The sequence below is a fragment of the Streptomyces sp. NBC_01669 genome, from assembly GCF_026339735.1.
GTDB lineage: Bacteria > Actinomycetota > Actinomycetes > Streptomycetales > Streptomycetaceae > Streptomyces > Streptomyces yanii.
Genome location: NZ_JAPEQG010000001.1, coordinates 9010207 through 9024886, shown reverse-complemented (window position 1 = coordinate 9024886; position 14680 = coordinate 9010207). Strand labels below are relative to the sequence as shown.

11 protein-coding genes and 4 pseudogenes are annotated in these 14680 nt (G+C 67.0%); 3 read left to right on the top strand and 12 right to left on the bottom strand.

Translation table 11 applies throughout. The features are described 5' to 3' along the window. Positions 1-10: 10 nt before the first annotated feature. The 5 genes and pseudogenes from OG972_RS40510 to OG972_RS40490 form a co-directional block, all read right to left on the bottom strand. Positions 11-556: an MOSC domain-containing protein gene (locus tag OG972_RS40510; RefSeq protein WP_266990093.1), complete on the bottom strand. Its 546-nt coding sequence runs from the start codon at positions 554-556 to the stop codon at positions 11-13. Positions 557-794: 238 nt separating this feature from the next. Next, a complete protein-coding gene (locus tag OG972_RS40505) occupies positions 795-1004 on the bottom strand; it encodes an integrase core domain-containing protein (RefSeq protein ID WP_266990091.1) in 210 nt (69 codons plus the stop codon). 43 nt (positions 1005-1047) lie between these two features. Then, positions 1048-1794, bottom strand: a pseudogene (locus tag OG972_RS40500) (DNRLRE domain-containing protein); the annotation flags it as partial. Positions 1795-1839: 45 nt separating this feature from the next. Continuing rightward, entirely contained in the window at positions 1840-2937 is a 1098-nt protein-coding gene (locus OG972_RS40495) for a winged helix DNA-binding domain-containing protein (protein WP_266990089.1), read from the bottom strand. Positions 2938-3023: 86 nt separating this feature from the next. Continuing rightward, positions 3024-4058: an NADP-dependent oxidoreductase gene (locus tag OG972_RS40490; protein WP_266990087.1), complete on the bottom strand. Its 1035-nt coding sequence runs from the start codon at positions 4056-4058 to the stop codon at positions 3024-3026. A gap of 119 nt (positions 4059-4177) precedes the next feature. Here OG972_RS40490 and OG972_RS40485 point away from each other — a divergent pair, with 119 nt between their 5' ends. Continuing rightward, the gene (locus OG972_RS40485) at positions 4178-5134 is read left to right on the top strand and encodes a YafY family protein (RefSeq protein ID WP_266990085.1); all 957 of its coding nucleotides are present in this window, start codon (positions 4178-4180) and stop codon (positions 5132-5134) included. Between the two features lie 438 nt (positions 5135-5572). On the opposite strand, the gene OG972_RS40480 is transcribed toward OG972_RS40485, so the two are convergent. Next, positions 5573-6604 carry an esterase family protein gene (locus tag OG972_RS40480; protein ID WP_266990083.1) on the bottom strand — a complete coding sequence of 344 codons (1032 nt, stop codon included), beginning with the start codon at positions 6602-6604 and terminating at the stop codon, positions 5573-5575. Positions 6605-6689: 85 nt separating this feature from the next. Here OG972_RS40480 and OG972_RS40475 point away from each other — a divergent pair, with 85 nt between their 5' ends. Next, entirely contained in the window at positions 6690-7238 is a 549-nt protein-coding gene (locus OG972_RS40475) for a MarR family winged helix-turn-helix transcriptional regulator (protein WP_266990081.1), read from the top strand. Between the two features lie 33 nt (positions 7239-7271). Here the strand turns inward: OG972_RS40475 and OG972_RS40470 are convergent, their stop codons facing one another. The 3 genes and pseudogenes from OG972_RS40470 to OG972_RS40460 form a co-directional block, all read right to left on the bottom strand. Then, positions 7272-7826, bottom strand: coding sequence for a hypothetical protein (locus tag OG972_RS40470; RefSeq protein WP_266990079.1), 555 nt, complete (start codon positions 7824-7826; stop codon positions 7272-7274). Positions 7827-8221: 395 nt separating this feature from the next. Beyond that, positions 8222-8323: pseudogene (locus OG972_RS40465) on the bottom strand (transposase); the annotation flags it as partial. 107 nt (positions 8324-8430) lie between these two features. Continuing rightward, positions 8431-8739 carry a transposase gene (locus tag OG972_RS40460; RefSeq protein ID WP_266366366.1) on the bottom strand — a complete coding sequence of 103 codons (309 nt, stop codon included), beginning with the start codon at positions 8737-8739 and terminating at the stop codon, positions 8431-8433. Between the two features lie 189 nt (positions 8740-8928). On the opposite strand from OG972_RS40460, the gene OG972_RS40455 reads away from it, so the two are divergent. After that, positions 8929-9390, top strand: coding sequence for a pyridoxamine 5'-phosphate oxidase family protein (locus OG972_RS40455; RefSeq protein WP_266990077.1), 462 nt, complete (start codon positions 8929-8931; stop codon positions 9388-9390). Between the two features lie 80 nt (positions 9391-9470). Here the strand turns inward: OG972_RS40455 and OG972_RS40450 are convergent. From OG972_RS40450 to OG972_RS40440, 3 genes and pseudogenes are all read right to left on the bottom strand, one after another. Continuing rightward, positions 9471-11536: pseudogene (locus OG972_RS40450) on the bottom strand (SpoIIE family protein phosphatase). A 380-nt stretch (positions 11537-11916) separates the two neighbouring features. Next, positions 11917-12564: pseudogene (locus OG972_RS40445) on the bottom strand (IS6 family transposase); the annotation flags it as partial. Between the two features lie 240 nt (positions 12565-12804). Next, positions 12805-14463 (bottom strand): CdaR family transcriptional regulator, encoded by a 1659-nt coding sequence (locus OG972_RS40440; RefSeq protein ID WP_266990075.1) that lies wholly within the window; start codon positions 14461-14463, stop codon positions 12805-12807. Positions 14464-14680: the final 217 nt, after the last annotated feature.

Genomic DNA, 14680 nt, shown 5'->3' with positions numbered 1-14680 from the left:
GAACAAGAACCTAGACCCGTTCCAGCGAGCGGTGGGGAAGGGGCGGGGTTTCGACCTGGATGGAATCGTCGGGGCGGACGATCCCTCCACGGCGGACCACAGCCATGACGCCACACTTGAATGTGAACTCGCCGGACACGGAGTCCATGGTGAAGACCTCACCGAGCAGCCCCCTGTGGAAGTCGTTGATCTTCGAGCACGGGTTACGCAGTCCCGTCACCTCGAGCACCGCCCGCTCTCCGAGATGGAGCAGAGTGCCGGTGGGCAGGCCCAACAGGTCCACCCCGCGCGTGGTGATGTTCTCGCCGAGCTGCCCCGCAGAGACCTTGAAGCCCTTGAGCGCGAGCTCGTCGAAGAGTTCCTCGTGCATCAGGTGGACCTGGCGCAGGTTGGGCAGGTCCGGCTCGTAGGTCATGCGGAACTGGTGGCGGATCGTCTCACCTGCGTGAACGTCTCCTTCCACTCCGAGCCCCGTGAGCAGCGTGATGGAATCGCGATTGGGCTTGCTGAACGAGTACACCTCGTTACGGCTTACTGCGGCGACCTGACCAGTCATCACGCCCTCCCACCTGTTGTCGTTCTGCGGCCGGTCGATCTTAAAGGTGGTGCAACCATCCTTGTGAAGCTTCCCCAAGGCCGGGTAGTTAACGTTTCCACAGGTCATGCAAACCCGTTGAAGGTGGGCCCGGCGTAGAGCAACGGAGCTCGTTGGTACAGGCAGTCGACCAAGACAGCTTGTACCCGAGGAGCTCCGTTGAGCTGCCCCGAGTTTCGTAGAGTCCGATCTTGATGGTTCAGGCGGGCTGCGGGACTTGTTCCTGGCTCCGCCAGAAGTCGTGTTCGTACTCGGTGGGCGGTACGTAGTCGAGTGCGGAGTGGAGGCGTTCTTCGTTGTACCACGTGATCCACTGGAAGATCGCCCGCTCGACCTGGTCGACGTCCGTCCAGGGCCCCTGCATCTCGATCAGCTCGGCCTTGAACGTGCCGTTCAGCGCCTCGGCCATCGAGTTGTCATACGAGTCCGCGACTGAGCCGACGGACGGCGGACAGCTTGGGCTGGTTCGCCGTATTGTTCGCGGAGTTGACGCGCTTCCAGGCCTTGGTGTCGTCGGTGGCGGCGCGCAGGCCCATGTGGCCGCGGGTGGCCTTGGCTGACGCCCAGGTCTGGACGAGGGTGTCGACGTCGGCGTTGATCCAGCCGTCGGGCTGGGTGGCGGCGCAGTCCGGGTTGCCCTTGGTCTGGGTGGAGGAGTGGAATTCCTGGTTCCAGGTGGGCTGCGCTGTCCAGCGCGAAGAAGTGGAGGGGGCGCTGGTGTCCCAGACGGTCCACTTCTGGGCGCTGCAGTCGGTGTTGCCGGAGTGGAAGTTCCACAGCGACAGGTTCGTGTAGACGATGAGCGCGTCCTGGATCGGTGTGGTGTTCCAGGTAATGAAGGAGCGTGCGGTGCGCGGGGTGCCGTCGGTGTTCTTGGTGCCCGGTTTGCCGAAGTCGAGTTCGGTGTCGGTGGACCAGTCGACGGTCTCGCCCTGCTGCACGTACGTGTCGAAGGTGTTCGCCAGCGCGGAGGTGGACGGGTCCACGGTGACCGGGAACTTCGTCGCCGGGTCCGCGAGGAACTCCGCCGACGGCGTGACCACCAGGTCGACTTCTCCGGCGCCCTTGTTGACGACCTTCATGTCGACGCGGGCCCGGTGGGTGTGCGCGCCGGAGACCTTGTCGGTGGCGGCGTCCCACATGACCGGAGCGGGCATGGTGGCCCGCTGCTCGCCGGTCCTGGCGTCGGTGAAGGTGACCCTCGTTGGCGATTCCCTACGGAGCGATCATTCGCAACTCCTATCTCAGCTGAACGTGACGCTCCGGTTGGCGGCATCCGGTGCGATGAAGGCGAGAAGCGGCTCGGCCTCGTCCAGCACCGCCGCGGTGTCTGCCTGCGACAGCGGCCGGAACGGGGAGATGAGCAGTGTGGAGCCCATCTTCGACCATGTGCCGTGGACGAATCCGTCAACCAGGAAGGTGGGCCGCACCATCGCCTGACCCGGCATCACCTGCTTACGATCCGCCTCGCTGATCACTCGGGCGCGGTCCGCGTGCCCGAGGAGGATGTTGTCGAAGGCGGGCAGAAAGCGCACCGGGACGGGTCGGTCCGGGTCGGCGAGCGGCGCGTCGGGCAGGTCGAAGAGCTCTGTGCCCTGCTCGTCGCGGAAGACGCGTAACTGCGGCAGCAGCTCGTCGAGAGTCTCGCGCAGGCGGGTCAGCCCCGACCATGCCTGGATGTCCTTCACACCGGCCGGGCCGAACGCCGCCAGGTAGCGACGGATCAGCCTCGCGACCTGCGGCGCCGCCATCGGTCGGCCGATCCACTGCTCCGCGACCGTGATGGCGATGCCGGCACGGGTACCCCAGGCTCCCCACGCGCCGGTGGCCGGGGCGTGCACCATCGGTACTCTCAGTTCTACCGCCCCCGCGAGCACGCGGCCGTCGCGGCCGGGGAAGCGCTCGGCGAGCGACGAGGCGAGCTGGTGCCGCTGCAGGGTCCGACCAGCCATCAGCTCCATCCCGGTGGCGGCGATTTCGTCGAGGTCCAGCCCGGCAGTCTGTGCGGCGAAGTACCGCGCCCGCGTGGTGCGATCCAGGACGGGCTGGACGACTGGCCGCAGCCAGCGGAAGTCGTCGCTGCTGGTCAGGTGCTGGGTGCTGCGCAGGACTGCGGAGCGCACCACGCGCCGGTCGCGGAGCAGTGCCGTCAGTTCGTCGTGCCGGAAGTCGGCCAGCCGGGTCCACAGGCCCACGTAGGGCCAGTTGGGCTCCTGCCCCTGCAGAGCGACCAGGTGCTCGACGACGTCGAGCGCTGGGCGGGAGGTTCGGGCTGCCAGGAACTGACGTTGGAGCAGTGTCCGGTTCAGGGTGCGGGTGGAGAGCACGGGGATATCGGGCATGTGGTGCCGGATCTCCTTGGATGTGGTGGGGACGCTGCAGGAAACGAGCCGCCCGTCAGTATGTGACAGGCGGTTCGCGTTGAGCCTCAGCCGACGATCTTCACGGAGACGTTGCCCCTGTAGTTGCCCTGCAGCAGGGAGACGAGCGCCTGAGGAGCGGCCGTGACGCCGCCTTCCACGATCGCGTGGGGGAACACGAAGCGGTTCTCGCCCAACCAGGTGCTGAAGTGCTCGGTCCACGCCGCGACCTGCTCCGGCGTGTGGTAGGTGGAGAACGGCAGGACCTCGATCCTCTTGGCGGTCGCCGTGGTGAGGTCCGGCTCGGGGAACCGGTTCTCGTGGTCGCCGATCTGGGTGGCCAGCGCACCGCAGAGCGCGAACCGGGCACCGGGTGCAGCCGCTACGACCGCTGCCTCGAACTGTTCGCCGCCGACGTTGTCGAAGTAGACGGTAATGCCCTCGGGTGCCAGTTCCCGCAGGTGATCGAGGACGGGGCGGTCGTGGTAGTTGAACGCGGCGTCGAAGCCGAGCTTGTTGACCAGGTAGTCGATCTTCTCCTGGCTTCCCGCGCTGCCGATCACCTTCGCGGCGCCCCGGCACCTGGCGATCTGCCCGGCCAGCGACCCGACGCCGCCCGCCGCACCGGAGACGAAGACGACATCATCGGCCCCGACCTTGGCGATCTCGGCCATCCCGTAGTACGCGGTGGGCCCCTGGCTGAGGTAGTGCACCGGGCTCGGGAACAACTCCGGGTCCAGCTTGGGGTACTGGTCCGCGGGCCCGGCCGAGTACTCGCACCACCCCGTCATGGTGCGGACCAGGTCGCCGACGGCCAGGTCTGCGCTGTTGGAGCGCACGACCGTGCCCACCGCGCCGCCTCCGATGCGCTGGCCGACCTGCCACGGCGGGATCGGCAGATGGGAGTCGGCGCGCATCATCTCCAGATAGGCGACCGACAGGCCCAGGTAGTCCGTGCGGACCAAGACCTCTCCGGCGCCCGGTTCGGGCGTCTGCACCTGCACGAGGTCGAAGTTGTCGAGCCCAAGCTCCGTCTTCAGGTGCTTGGCCAGCCGCACTTCCCACGCCGTGCGGGTGATCGTCGGCATCGTGCTGTCGGTCATCGTTCTCCTTGTTTCGATCAGTCGGCGCACCCGGCCCGGGGCCTGTGCCGTCCTCGCGAGATCCACGCTACGAGCTATAACGGTCACTTTCTGACCTCAATTGCCGCCATCCTGAGGTCATGGCGAACACAAGCTCCCGGACTCTGCGGCTGCTCTCCCTGCTCCAGACCCACCGGCACTGGTCCGGCGGCGAGCTGGCCGACAGGCTCGGTGTTTCCGTGCGCACCCTGCGGCGCGACGTCGACCGGCTGCGCGAGTTGGGCTACCCGGTCGAGGCCAGTCGCGGCGTCGAAGGCGGCTACCAGCTCACGGCAGGCGCCGCCCTGCCGCCGTTGGTCCTCGACGACGAGGAGGCGGTAGCGCTCGCCATCGGGTTGCGTGCAGCTGCCCAGGGCGCGGTCACCGGAATTGAGGAGTCCTCGATCCGCGCGTTCACTAAGGTCGTACAGGTCATGCCGGCGCGACTGCGCCGACGGGTCGACGCCCTGCGGGTGGTGACCGTCCCCTCCGTCGAGGGTGGTGGGGGAAGTGTCGAGACCGGCGTGCTGACCGCCATCGCGCAGGCATGCCGGGACGAGGAACGGCTTCGCTTCTCCTACACCGCCCGCGGTGGCGCTCGGAGCGCCCGCCATGTCGAGCCGCACGGGCTGGTCTCACTCGGGTACCGCTGGTACATGGTCGCCTACGACCTGACTCGGCAGGACTGGCGCAACTTCCGGCTCGATCGCCTCGACGATCCGCGCAGCACCGGAGAGCGGTTTCGCCAGCGCGAGCTACCCGCCGAGGACGCTGCGGCGTTCGTCCGTTCACGGGGCGCTGGTGTCCCCGCGCTGCATAGCGTCGAAGTGCTCGTGTACGCCACTGCGGCGGCTGTCCGCACGCGGATCGGCCCGTGGGCGACGGTCGAGGAGGTCGACGGGCAGCGGTGCCGGGTACGGATGACCTCGCAGACGCTGGACTGGCCGACTCAGGCACTGGGCAATGTGGGTGCGGAGTTCGAGGTGCTCGGCCCTCCCGAGTTCGTCGACTTCATCCGCGAGTGGGCTGCCCGCTTCACCCGTGCCACCGGCTCGTGATTTCTGGTGCCCGGGGCTTCCCGCCTGGCTTCGCAGGCAGTCACAGCCGAAGAATTCCGCCAGCTTGGGATAGGGCACCTGAGGGATCCATGGGGGCGCACAGCGCGTCCCTCGGGCGGGGCCGGACCTCGGGAGGTCAGGTGATTGACGGCGGCGGGCGGCCGGGTCCTGGGCGGCGACGTGCCGGGGAGCCCTCATCGAGATGACTGGATGTCCTCAGCCGCGGGGTTGTCCAGCGGGAACGGCCGGGGATTCGACCTCGCACACGTCCTGCGCGGCGGGCGGGCATCGAGCCACGCCCCATGAACGCATCGGATCGTCACCCGGCGCCCGTCGCGCAGCTGCACGTCGCTGCTGCGCGGGTGCCCGCCGCCCTGCTGCCTCAGCAGCTCGGTGCCGGTCAAAGTCCCGGTTCCGGAGAGGGATCCCTGCTACGTGCTACGGGCGCGCGATCCGTTGGGACAGCCATGCGAGTGCGGGCGGCATCCGGTATTCCACGGCATGGTGTCCTCCGTCGAACAACTCGAAGCGTATGACATCCTCATCCACTCCTATCTCGGCGAGGGCGTCGCGGAATGCTTGTGCACCCAGGTCGAGGAACCATTCGTCGCGGGTGCCCGCGTCGATCCAGATCGCGCGCTGGGATCGCAACGCCTCGGCGTGCAGCGGCGCCATCCTCACCGGGTCCCAGCCCAGCCAGCACTGCCAGATCTCCGGCCGGATCGCGCCCGTGCGTGGATCGAAGGGCAACTGCGGTGTGCCGTTCGGAGCGGGCGAAAAGCAGGCCGAGACACCGAGCAGTTCGAGCAGCCGCAGGTCCTCATCCTTGGTGAAGGCCACTCGTGAGCGGAAGTCGTCCCACCAGCGGAGGATGTCGCCGTCGTACGCCCTCAAGTGACGTGCCGCCATGAGGAAATGAGGGATGTACTGGGCCTCCGACAATGAGTCGCCCGAGTGTGTCGCGAACGCTCCGAACAGGTCGGGTCGGAGCATCGATGTGATTATCGCGCCGAGCCCGCCGCTGGACTTCCCCGCCAGTGCCCGGTGATTGCGGTCGGCGAGCGACCGGTAGTGGGCATCGACCCACGGCACGATCTCCTCGCAGAGGTACGAGTGGTATCGGCCGGTCCCTGGTGAGTCGACGTACTGGCTGCCGCCGTATGTGGTCCAGGCGTCCACGAACACCAGAATCATCGGCGGCGCTTCGCCACGGGCGAAGATTCCGTCGATGAGTTCGGGTACCGGCTGGCGGTAGGGGGTGCGGTTGCGCCAGAGCGGGAGGGTGCCGGCGTAGCCGAGCAGCAGATAGGTGACGGGGTATCGGTGCTCGGGGTCGGTGTCATATCCGGGTGGGGTGTAGACCCACAACGGCCTTTGCGCCGAATCTCCCAGGGGATTGTCGCGCAGCAGGGTGCTGTCGATGACGTGCTCGTCGATGCGGCCGGCGAGCGCGGTGGGCAATGGAGCCATCAGAACCTCCTCGGAAGCGAGAGGTTCGACACTACTATGATTTCAAAATATATGAATCCGAAATAACTGGTTGTATGCTGGCGTCATGGACGCAACGCAGCACGGTCCGCTCTCATCCGCGGACTCGATCGACCGGCACATTGCTCGCTGGGGGCACGAGGTTCCCGACCTGGACCCGAAGATCGAAGGCGTCGTCACGCGGATGCAGATGCTGGTGCGACATCTCCAGCGCTGTAAGAAGGCAGGGCTCGCCAAGCGCAAGCTGGAGATGTGGGAGTACGAGATCCTCTGGCGTCTGCGCTCTGCCGGGGAGCCGTACCAGATGTCGCCGACGCGACTGGCTCAAGTTTTGGACACCCATCCGGCGACGCTGACGAACCGGCTGGACCGTCTGGCGAAGTCCGGTTACGTGACCCGGGAGCATGCCTCGGAAGATCGCAGGAGCCTGCTCGTCACATTGACCAAAAAGGGACACAATGCCTGGTCATCCACGATCGGTGATCAGATCGCGACTGAGCGCGCACTACTGGCGCCGCTGTGCGAAGCGGAGCGGGAGCAACTTGTGATCCTGCTGCGAAAAGTCACCTTGGCAGCGGAGTCAGATGGCCCACCACTGATGCCGACTCTCGATTGAACGCACCCACCGGCTCAGTCAGCTCTGAGGCTTTCAGCCGCAGCAGATTCGGCAGGTGACGCGGGGCGAACAGCGCCAGGGGGCGGAGCAGGCAGACCCAGGGCCGGGCCCGACACGGCTTGCCCTTCGGCCCGTGCAGGCCAGCGAACTGGTCGGCGCAGGCCCCGCTGAACGCGTCCGCTGGCCCGACAGCAGCTCAGCGAGGATGTTCTCGGCGAGCCCGAGGCGGTGTACTTCCTCCGGGAGTCCGGCGGCGCTGGCCGCCTCGTCGACGACCAGCGCCGCACTCGCGCGCCGCAACAGGTCGCCCTGCGCGTCCCGGGCGATCTCCTCAACCACCGCCTTCTGCGCCGGTGTCGCGGCCGACAGGTAATGATCTCCCTCGGCCTGCGGCGAGTGGTTCGGATCGATCGCCGCACGCAGGGACCACTGCCGCTGGCCGCGCTGCGCGATGAAGGTCGTCCGCAGCCGCCGACGGTCGATGCGCAACAATTCACCGTCATCGTCGCGCAGATCGTGGGCCTGGACCCACCCGCGCATCATGTACTCCTCGAAGACCGCGCGAGCCGGCCTGCCCTGCCGTGTCACCAGCCACACATGCTCGGCCAGTTCGGCGGGGACATGCCTGCGCAGCAGGGCGCTGTGCTGCAGCCACTGCTCCAGCGGACGCCGGCTTCAGGAGCTCATTTATGAGATCGCTCGGCGTCACAAACATCGCCCAAGGTCGCGGACGGACACGCGAAGGCCCCCAAGATCCTGAAGCTCGATCCCCGTACCCCTTACCGTTCGGACCGTGGCGGCTTCCACCCTGTTCCACGTCCGGCGACCCCGTTGAGGTTCCCCCGGCCTGCGGGAGATACTGATCAGCTGGTCAGGAGGGGTTGACGGGGTTTCAGGTTCGTTCGTTCGGCCGTTGCCTGGTCGGCGTAGTACTTCTCCTCGAACTCGATCGGACTGAGGTAGCCGAGCCGCTTCTCGCGCTTGAGGGTCGCATGGACGCGCGGCGAGCCGTAGATCCCGCCGGAATCGGTGTGGATCTGCTTGATCTGTTCGGTCAGCTCGGCGTCCCGGCGCACGCGCTCGCACGGCTCGCGCTCCGCGCGGCGCCAGCGGTAGTAGGTGGAGGAGGCGATGTGCAGTTCCCGAAGTACGCACTCGACTCCCAGGTCTCGATGCTCGGTAAGGAGCTCGATCACCTGGGCCGGGTCGGGTCGAGTTGCGCCGCGAAAAACGCCGAGGCCGTCCGCAGAACCTCGTTCGCCCGCTTGAGCTGGGCGTTTTCCTTGCGCAGCGCCGCGAGTTCCGCTCGCTCGTCGGTGGTCAGCCGGTCGTCGCGCTCGCCGGCGTCCGCCTCGGCCTGCCGGATCCAGCCGCGCAGGGCCTCGGGATGGACACCGAGGTCGATGGCGAGCTTCTTGATCTGCGGCTTGGGGTCCGCGGTGCGATACATGCGCACTGCGCGGTCACGCAACTCGAGCGAGTATTTCCTGGGGGCAGCCATGGTCGATGTTCCTCTCATGAGTCCCATCTGACCCGCTGTCACTTCTTTCCGCATCTCGGGGGAACCTCAGGCCACTCTGAGCACCGAAGTTGGTCGCCCCGAGCCAAAGGCTGAGGGGTTCATCGGTCGCTGGGAGTAGGTCCTGCGCCTCAGGCGCGCTTCGCGCCTGCTTGGCTAGGGTCGGTCCTCATGGAGACCACGGGAATCGTTCGCCGCCAGACGGCGGAGCGTATGCGCGACGCTCTGGAGCGGCTCGTTACCGAGCGGGATGTATGGGTGTCGACGGCTCACCCTGATCACGGGCCGCACCAGGTGCCGCTGTGGTTCTTGTGGGATGGGCGAGCAGTGTGGATGTGCACCAGCGCCACTTCCGTGACTGCGCGGAACGTCCGCAAAGAGCCGCGCGTGCGCCTGGCGCTACCGGACACCTTCGACGTGGTGCTCCTCCAGGGTGAGGCGGAGTGCTTCCCGGACCAAGAGGTGCCCGGAGGCGCAGCGGAGGCGTTCGCCGACAAGTTCGGGTGGGATCCACGCGTGGAAGAGGGTTCCTTTCTGTATATACGAGTGGTCCCGAGGACTGTGCGCGCTTGGCGCGGCGAGCCGGAACTACGCGGGAGAGTCATCATGCGCGACGGGATGTGGCTGGAATAACGGCCGTCCCTCGCCGACGCGCCTCTCTCGGATCACGATCTACAGCTGGACTACTAAGAGCCTTAGCAGATCGACGCAGGTTATTCGTCCCGCTGGTCGAGAAGGGCGTCGACCAGATCGGCGCTGGGTTCTGTGGCCCCACCGTGGAGGGATTGCTCGGTCCAGATGACCTTGCCGCGGGAGGTGTAGCGGGTGCCCCAGTGCTGGGCGTACTGGGCAATGAGGAACAGGCCGCGTCCCCCTTCGTCGGAAGTAGCGGCGCGGCGCAGGTGGGGGGAGGTGCTGGAACCATCGGCGACCTCGCAGATCAGGCTGAGGTCGCACACCATCCGCACTTTGATCGGTTGGGTGCCGTAGCGGATGGCGTTGGTGATCAGCTCGCTGAGGATCAGCTCGGTGGAGAACGCGATCTCCTCCAGTCCCCACCCCTCCAGCCGCTGCGCGCACTGGGTGCGTATGGGGGCAACGGCGGCAGGGTCGGACGGTACATCCCATTCGGCCACCTGCGCGGGGTCCAGAAGGCAGGTGCGGGCCACCAGCAGGGCGATGTCGTCGCTGGGGCACTGGGGCAGCATGACGTCGAGGATGTGCTGGCAGGTTTCCTCCGGGGAGAGGTGCGGTTGACCGGTCAGCGCGGTGCGTAGGAGAGCAAGGCCGGTGTCGATGTCGCGGAGGTGGTACTCAATGAGCCCATCCGTATAGAGGACGAGGCGGGAGCCCTCGGGCAGGTGGAGGTCGGTAGTTTCGAACGGCAGGCCGCTCCCTATGCCCAGGGGAGGGCAGGCGGGCACGTCGAGGAAGGTGACGTTGCCGTCAGGATGGACGACGGCGGGTGGGGGGTGGCCTGCGCGGGCCAGGGAGCAGCGCCCGGTCACCGGGTCGTAGATGGCGTACAGGCAGGTGGCCCCGGTGATCAGCGCGTCATCATTGCCGGCCTCCTGCTGGTCAATCCGGTCGACCAGCTCGTCGAGGTGCCACAGGAGATCATGAGGCGGCAGATCCAGGGTGGAGAAGTTGTGCACGGCGGTCCGCAGGCGGCCCATGGTGGCGGCGGCATGCACGCCGTGGCCGACGACGTCACCGACGACGAGGGCGACGCGCCCGCCGGACAAGGGAATCACGTCGAACCAATCGCCGCCGACCCCGGCCTCGGCGGGCAGATAGCGGTGGGCCACCTCGAGGGCATTCTGCTCGGGGAGGCCGTGCGGCAGGAGGCTTCGCTGCAGCGTCACGGCCATGCGCAGCTCGGTGGCGTCGCGGACGGTCGCGACGCTGCCCGGGGGGCCTCCGTACCGGTCGGTGGGCCGCTGGTTGACCACCAGTAGCCGATCTGCTGCCGTGTGCACCTCGTCGGTCGCTTCTCGGCCGGACGTCAGGAGTTCGGCGATGCGTGGTGGGAGGTTGAGCTCGTCCGCATGCCGGCCCTCCGCTGCTGGGTGGAGATCGAGCAGGCGCTGTGCCTCATCGTTGGCGAGGAGCAGCCGACCGTCCTTGTCTACGATGAGGACGCCTTCCTTCACCGAATGCAGCACCGCGTCATGGTGTTCATACATCCGAGTGATCTGGGCCGGGCCGAGGCCATGGGTCTGGCGCGAAAGCCGTCGAATGAGCAGAGCAGCTCCCGCCGTAGTGATGGCCATCGCGCCGAAGGTGGCGCCCAGCAGGACCGGCAGCTGCTCAGCGGCCGTCTCGCTGACGTGCTGAACCGTGATCCCGGCGTTGACCGCGCCGACCACCGAACCATCCGGCGCTTTGGCGGGGACGTAGGCCCGGATCTGAGGGCCGAGAGTGCCTACGACCTCCTCCTGGACGGTCTTTCCGGCCAGCAAGGGGGCCGTATCCGTAGCGGTGTGTTTGCCGATGAGCGCCAGCACCGAATGGGCGGCGTAGATCCCGTCCCGGTTCATGACGCCCACGAAGTCCACGCCCGAGCCTTGCGCGGCCGCCTCTACCCGCGGCTGCAGCACCGCATGGGGGTCGGGGACCGCAGGGCCTCCGCAAGCCCCGGAGAGTTGGCAAAACCCTGAGCAACAGCGAGTGAACGATTGCTGGCCTTGCGCCTGGTCGCGTCTTGGGCCTGTAGCACGAGCATGACAAGGCCTCCGAGGGCAAGCAGTACCACGAGCGCCACCTGCAGCAGGAACATCTGGCCGACGACGCTTCGGCCACTCAGCAGCGAACGCGCGCCCTTTTGCCGCCGGCTCCGAGCGGGCCTGTCCGAGGACCGAGCATCCCAGGCAGACCATGGCCGGGGAAACATGGTCATGTGATGATTATCGGCGCCTTCGTGTGACGTTTCCACGGCGCGGTGGGGTCGACGACCTGGGGGTCGTGAGCTTGCCCTGGGCTGCCGCCGCCGGTGCTAGCCGCCCCCCGAGGCACTGTCACGTTGTTGGGTACGTGGTGGTCTGAGGGTGTGTCGGGGTGGGGCGGCCCGGGTTCCGGGCCTGTGTTCAGGCCGTGGTGGGGTCGGCCGACAGCGCCGGTGACCTGGTCCCAGATGGCGAAGCGGACAGTCATCTCGGCGCGGTGGTCGGGCGCGGTCATCAGGTGCCGGCGGGGCCGGAAGTGGGGTGAGATGCCGCTGAACGCGGACAGGAAGCGTTGCGCTCCGCCGACGCTGTGGAAGCCCTTCATCGCGCGTTCACGCTGCCTCGTGGGCTGGTGGGAGTTCTCCGCCCGGTTGTTCAGTCCCTTGTGGGATCGGTGCTCCACCGAGGGCGTGACCTCGCGGTGGGCGGCGCCGTAGGAGCGGAGCTTGTCGGTGACGACCACCCGCGGCACCGCACGCGTCTTCTTCATCAGCTTGCGGAAGAACCGCCTGGCCGCCGCCTTGTCCCGGTGGCCCTGCACGAGGATGTCCAGGACGTTGCCGTCCTGGTCGACGGCCCGCCACAGGTACTTCAGCTCCCCGTTGATCCTGATGAACACCTCGTCCAGGTGCCGCTTGTCACCGGGCCGGGGAAGCCTGCGGCGCAGCCTGTCGGCATAGGCCTGCCCGAACTTCCGGCACCACCGCCGGACGGTCTCGTAGGAGACGATGACGCCGCGCTGGAGCATCAGCTCCTCGACCTCGCGGTAGGACAGCGGGAAGCGGAAGTACAGCCACACGCAGTGCGAGATCACCTCAACCGGGTACCGGTGACCCCTGTACGACAGCGACGTGCCCTCCACGGACGATCCCCCACCATGCCCTCAATCTGAAGATCATCTCACCCTGTCAGCCAACGTGACAGCGTCCTACTGAGAGGTCGGCCCCTGTCGGCGGACTGGGGACATGAAAACCCGGCTGACTGCCGCCGGGCGGGGCGCGGTCTCCGTGCTGAAAAAGATCCGCGCCCGCGGGCCGCTCGCCTGGCCCCGCACACGGCCGGGCGCGGTCGCCGCTGACAAGACGTCCCACGCGGATAAGCGTCAAGTTGCGGCGGTGGCTTCCGCGGACGGTCGTTGCCGAGTGAGCCGGAACTCGAGCATCGCCGCAAAGCGTTCACCGGGATCATTCAGGTTCAGTTGCGCGATTTCTGCCGCTCGGCGAAGGCGGTATCGGAATGTGTTGGGGTGTACATCCATGGCCGCAGATGCATTCAGGGTGTTGCCGAGGTGGTCGAGCCATTGGGCCACGGTTTCCGCCATCGTGGTTCCGTGTTCTCGATCGTGGTGATGCAGCCGGGCGATGGGGCCGTCCAGCAGTCCGCCCTCATTGCGCAGTTGGTCACCGATCTCCAGCAAGAGTGCGTTGAGTTGGACGTCGGCGAACATCGCGACTCGGCCGGCTGGTTCCTGGCGCAGGACACGTAGGGTTCTGTCCGCATCGTGCCGCGAGCGAGCGAGGTCGGCCGGATCGGATGACGAGCCGTCGCGACCGATGCCGATCGCCACTCCTCCAGCTCTGTCCCGTGCACGGTCGAGGAAATCGTTCGAAACCCGCTGGGCCATGGCCGTGACGTTTTCCTTTCCTTTCCGGATCGGCGCCGGCACGATCGCATAACACACGTCGCCGACCAATGCGGCAACCGCGCCAGGTGCCGCGACCGATAGGTGAAATGCGAAGGAGTCGGTGATCCGCTCCAAGGTCTGCCGTCGCGTTTGCCCAGAGACGGCAGTGTCGGCCGAGTTCCCAATCGGAAGGGACAGGCCGAGCACGGTCACGGTCCGGTGCGCCAGTCCAAGGCGCTCGATCGCGCCGGACGCCGGGGCGCCTCCTGCCAATGCGGTTGCGATGAGGTCCGCGCGAACCTGCCGGTCGATGTCTACACCGATACGGTGCCGCAGCAGCTGCAGCGCAACGACTTTCGCGGCATCGACGAGTACTTGCTCCTTCTCGTCGCTCAGGGGCCCAGGGACAGCCGCCCAGATCGAGCCGAGCACTTGGTCACCTGCTCGTACGGCTATCGCCACACGCGGAAGACCTGGCACTCCTTCGATCTGCGGTGTGTCGATGAAGATCGGCTTCTCGCCGGCGTGAAGCCGTTTGAAGACGCCCGCTCGTTCCTGCGCGAGGCGGGCGTGCTGGGGGACGACACGTCCGAGAATCGTCTCGATCCGTGTTTGATCAGCCTCGTTCTGGCGATCGGAGAACGCCAGAATCTGTGAGTCGCGATCTTCGATGGTGATCGGCGCGTCGAGTAGTGATCCGATCGCGTTGGCCAGGGCGAACGAGTCTTCCGCGGGCATACCGGCCAGCAGTTCCTCGCCGCTCGCACTGCTGGAGAGGAGCGAGCGGAGCAGGACGACCAACTGTGCCCACGTTGCTCCGCCGGCGAGGCCGAGCAGGACCACACCGCTGCGTTCGATGCGAGCACGCAGCTCCGGCTCGAGATCCAGCGGCGCACGTACCACGAGGGCGGGCGCCTGGCGTGTGACCGCACGATCGAGCAAGGCCGGCAGATCCCGGACGTCGGCGGCGGTACACAGAAGCATGGCCCCGGGGCGAACCGGTACCTGTTCCCGCGGATCGTCGACGACGACGTCGGTGATCAACGTCGTTCCGTCGACGGTCCCCGCAAGAACCTCCAGCAGGGTGCCGGCGAGGTTGCTCACGACGTTGTCGAGCCTGGCTCCAGGGCTGGTCATGATCGGCACCCTTCGTTTGCTTCCTGCTGCACCCAACGGTACGTCGTTCGTGAATCCGCACCACACCTCGGTTGTGATTGGTGCGGCCGCACGATGCACGTCGTGGTGACGCACAGCACGCTGGTGCACATCGACGCCCCACCCCCGAAAGCAGGGCAGTATTTACATGTTCGCGACACCATCCACCACCGGTGCATCCGACGACGCGCGGTGCGCA

Bases quoted from the DNA above. Each gene is read 5' to 3' on its own strand.
- OG972_RS40510 (WP_266990093.1), bottom strand. From the start codon at position 556: ATGACTGGTCAGGTCGCCGCAGTAAGCCGTAACGAGGTGTACTCGTTC.
- OG972_RS40505 (WP_266990091.1), bottom strand. From the start codon at position 1,004: ATGGCCGAGGCGCTGAACGGCACGTTCAAGGCCGAGCTGATCGAGATG.
- OG972_RS40495 (WP_266990089.1), bottom strand. From the start codon at position 2,937: ATGCCCGATATCCCCGTGCTCTCCACCCGCACCCTGAACCGGACACTG.
- OG972_RS40490 (WP_266990087.1), bottom strand. From the start codon at position 4,058: ATGACCGACAGCACGATGCCGACGATCACCCGCACGGCGTGGGAAGTG.
- OG972_RS40485 (WP_266990085.1), top strand. From the start codon at position 4,178: ATGGCGAACACAAGCTCCCGGACTCTGCGGCTGCTCTCCCTGCTCCAG.
- OG972_RS40480 (WP_266990083.1), bottom strand. From the start codon at position 6,604: ATGGCTCCATTGCCCACCGCGCTCGCCGGCCGCATCGACGAGCACGTC.
- OG972_RS40475 (WP_266990081.1), top strand. From the start codon at position 6,690: ATGGACGCAACGCAGCACGGTCCGCTCTCATCCGCGGACTCGATCGAC.
- OG972_RS40460 (WP_266366366.1), bottom strand. From the start codon at position 8,739: ATGGCTGCCCCCAGGAAATACTCGCTCGAGTTGCGTGACCGCGCAGTG.
- OG972_RS40455 (WP_266990077.1), top strand. From the start codon at position 8,929: ATGGAGACCACGGGAATCGTTCGCCGCCAGACGGCGGAGCGTATGCGC.
- OG972_RS40440 (WP_266990075.1), bottom strand. From the start codon at position 14,463: ATGACCAGCCCTGGAGCCAGGCTCGACAACGTCGTGAGCAACCTCGCC.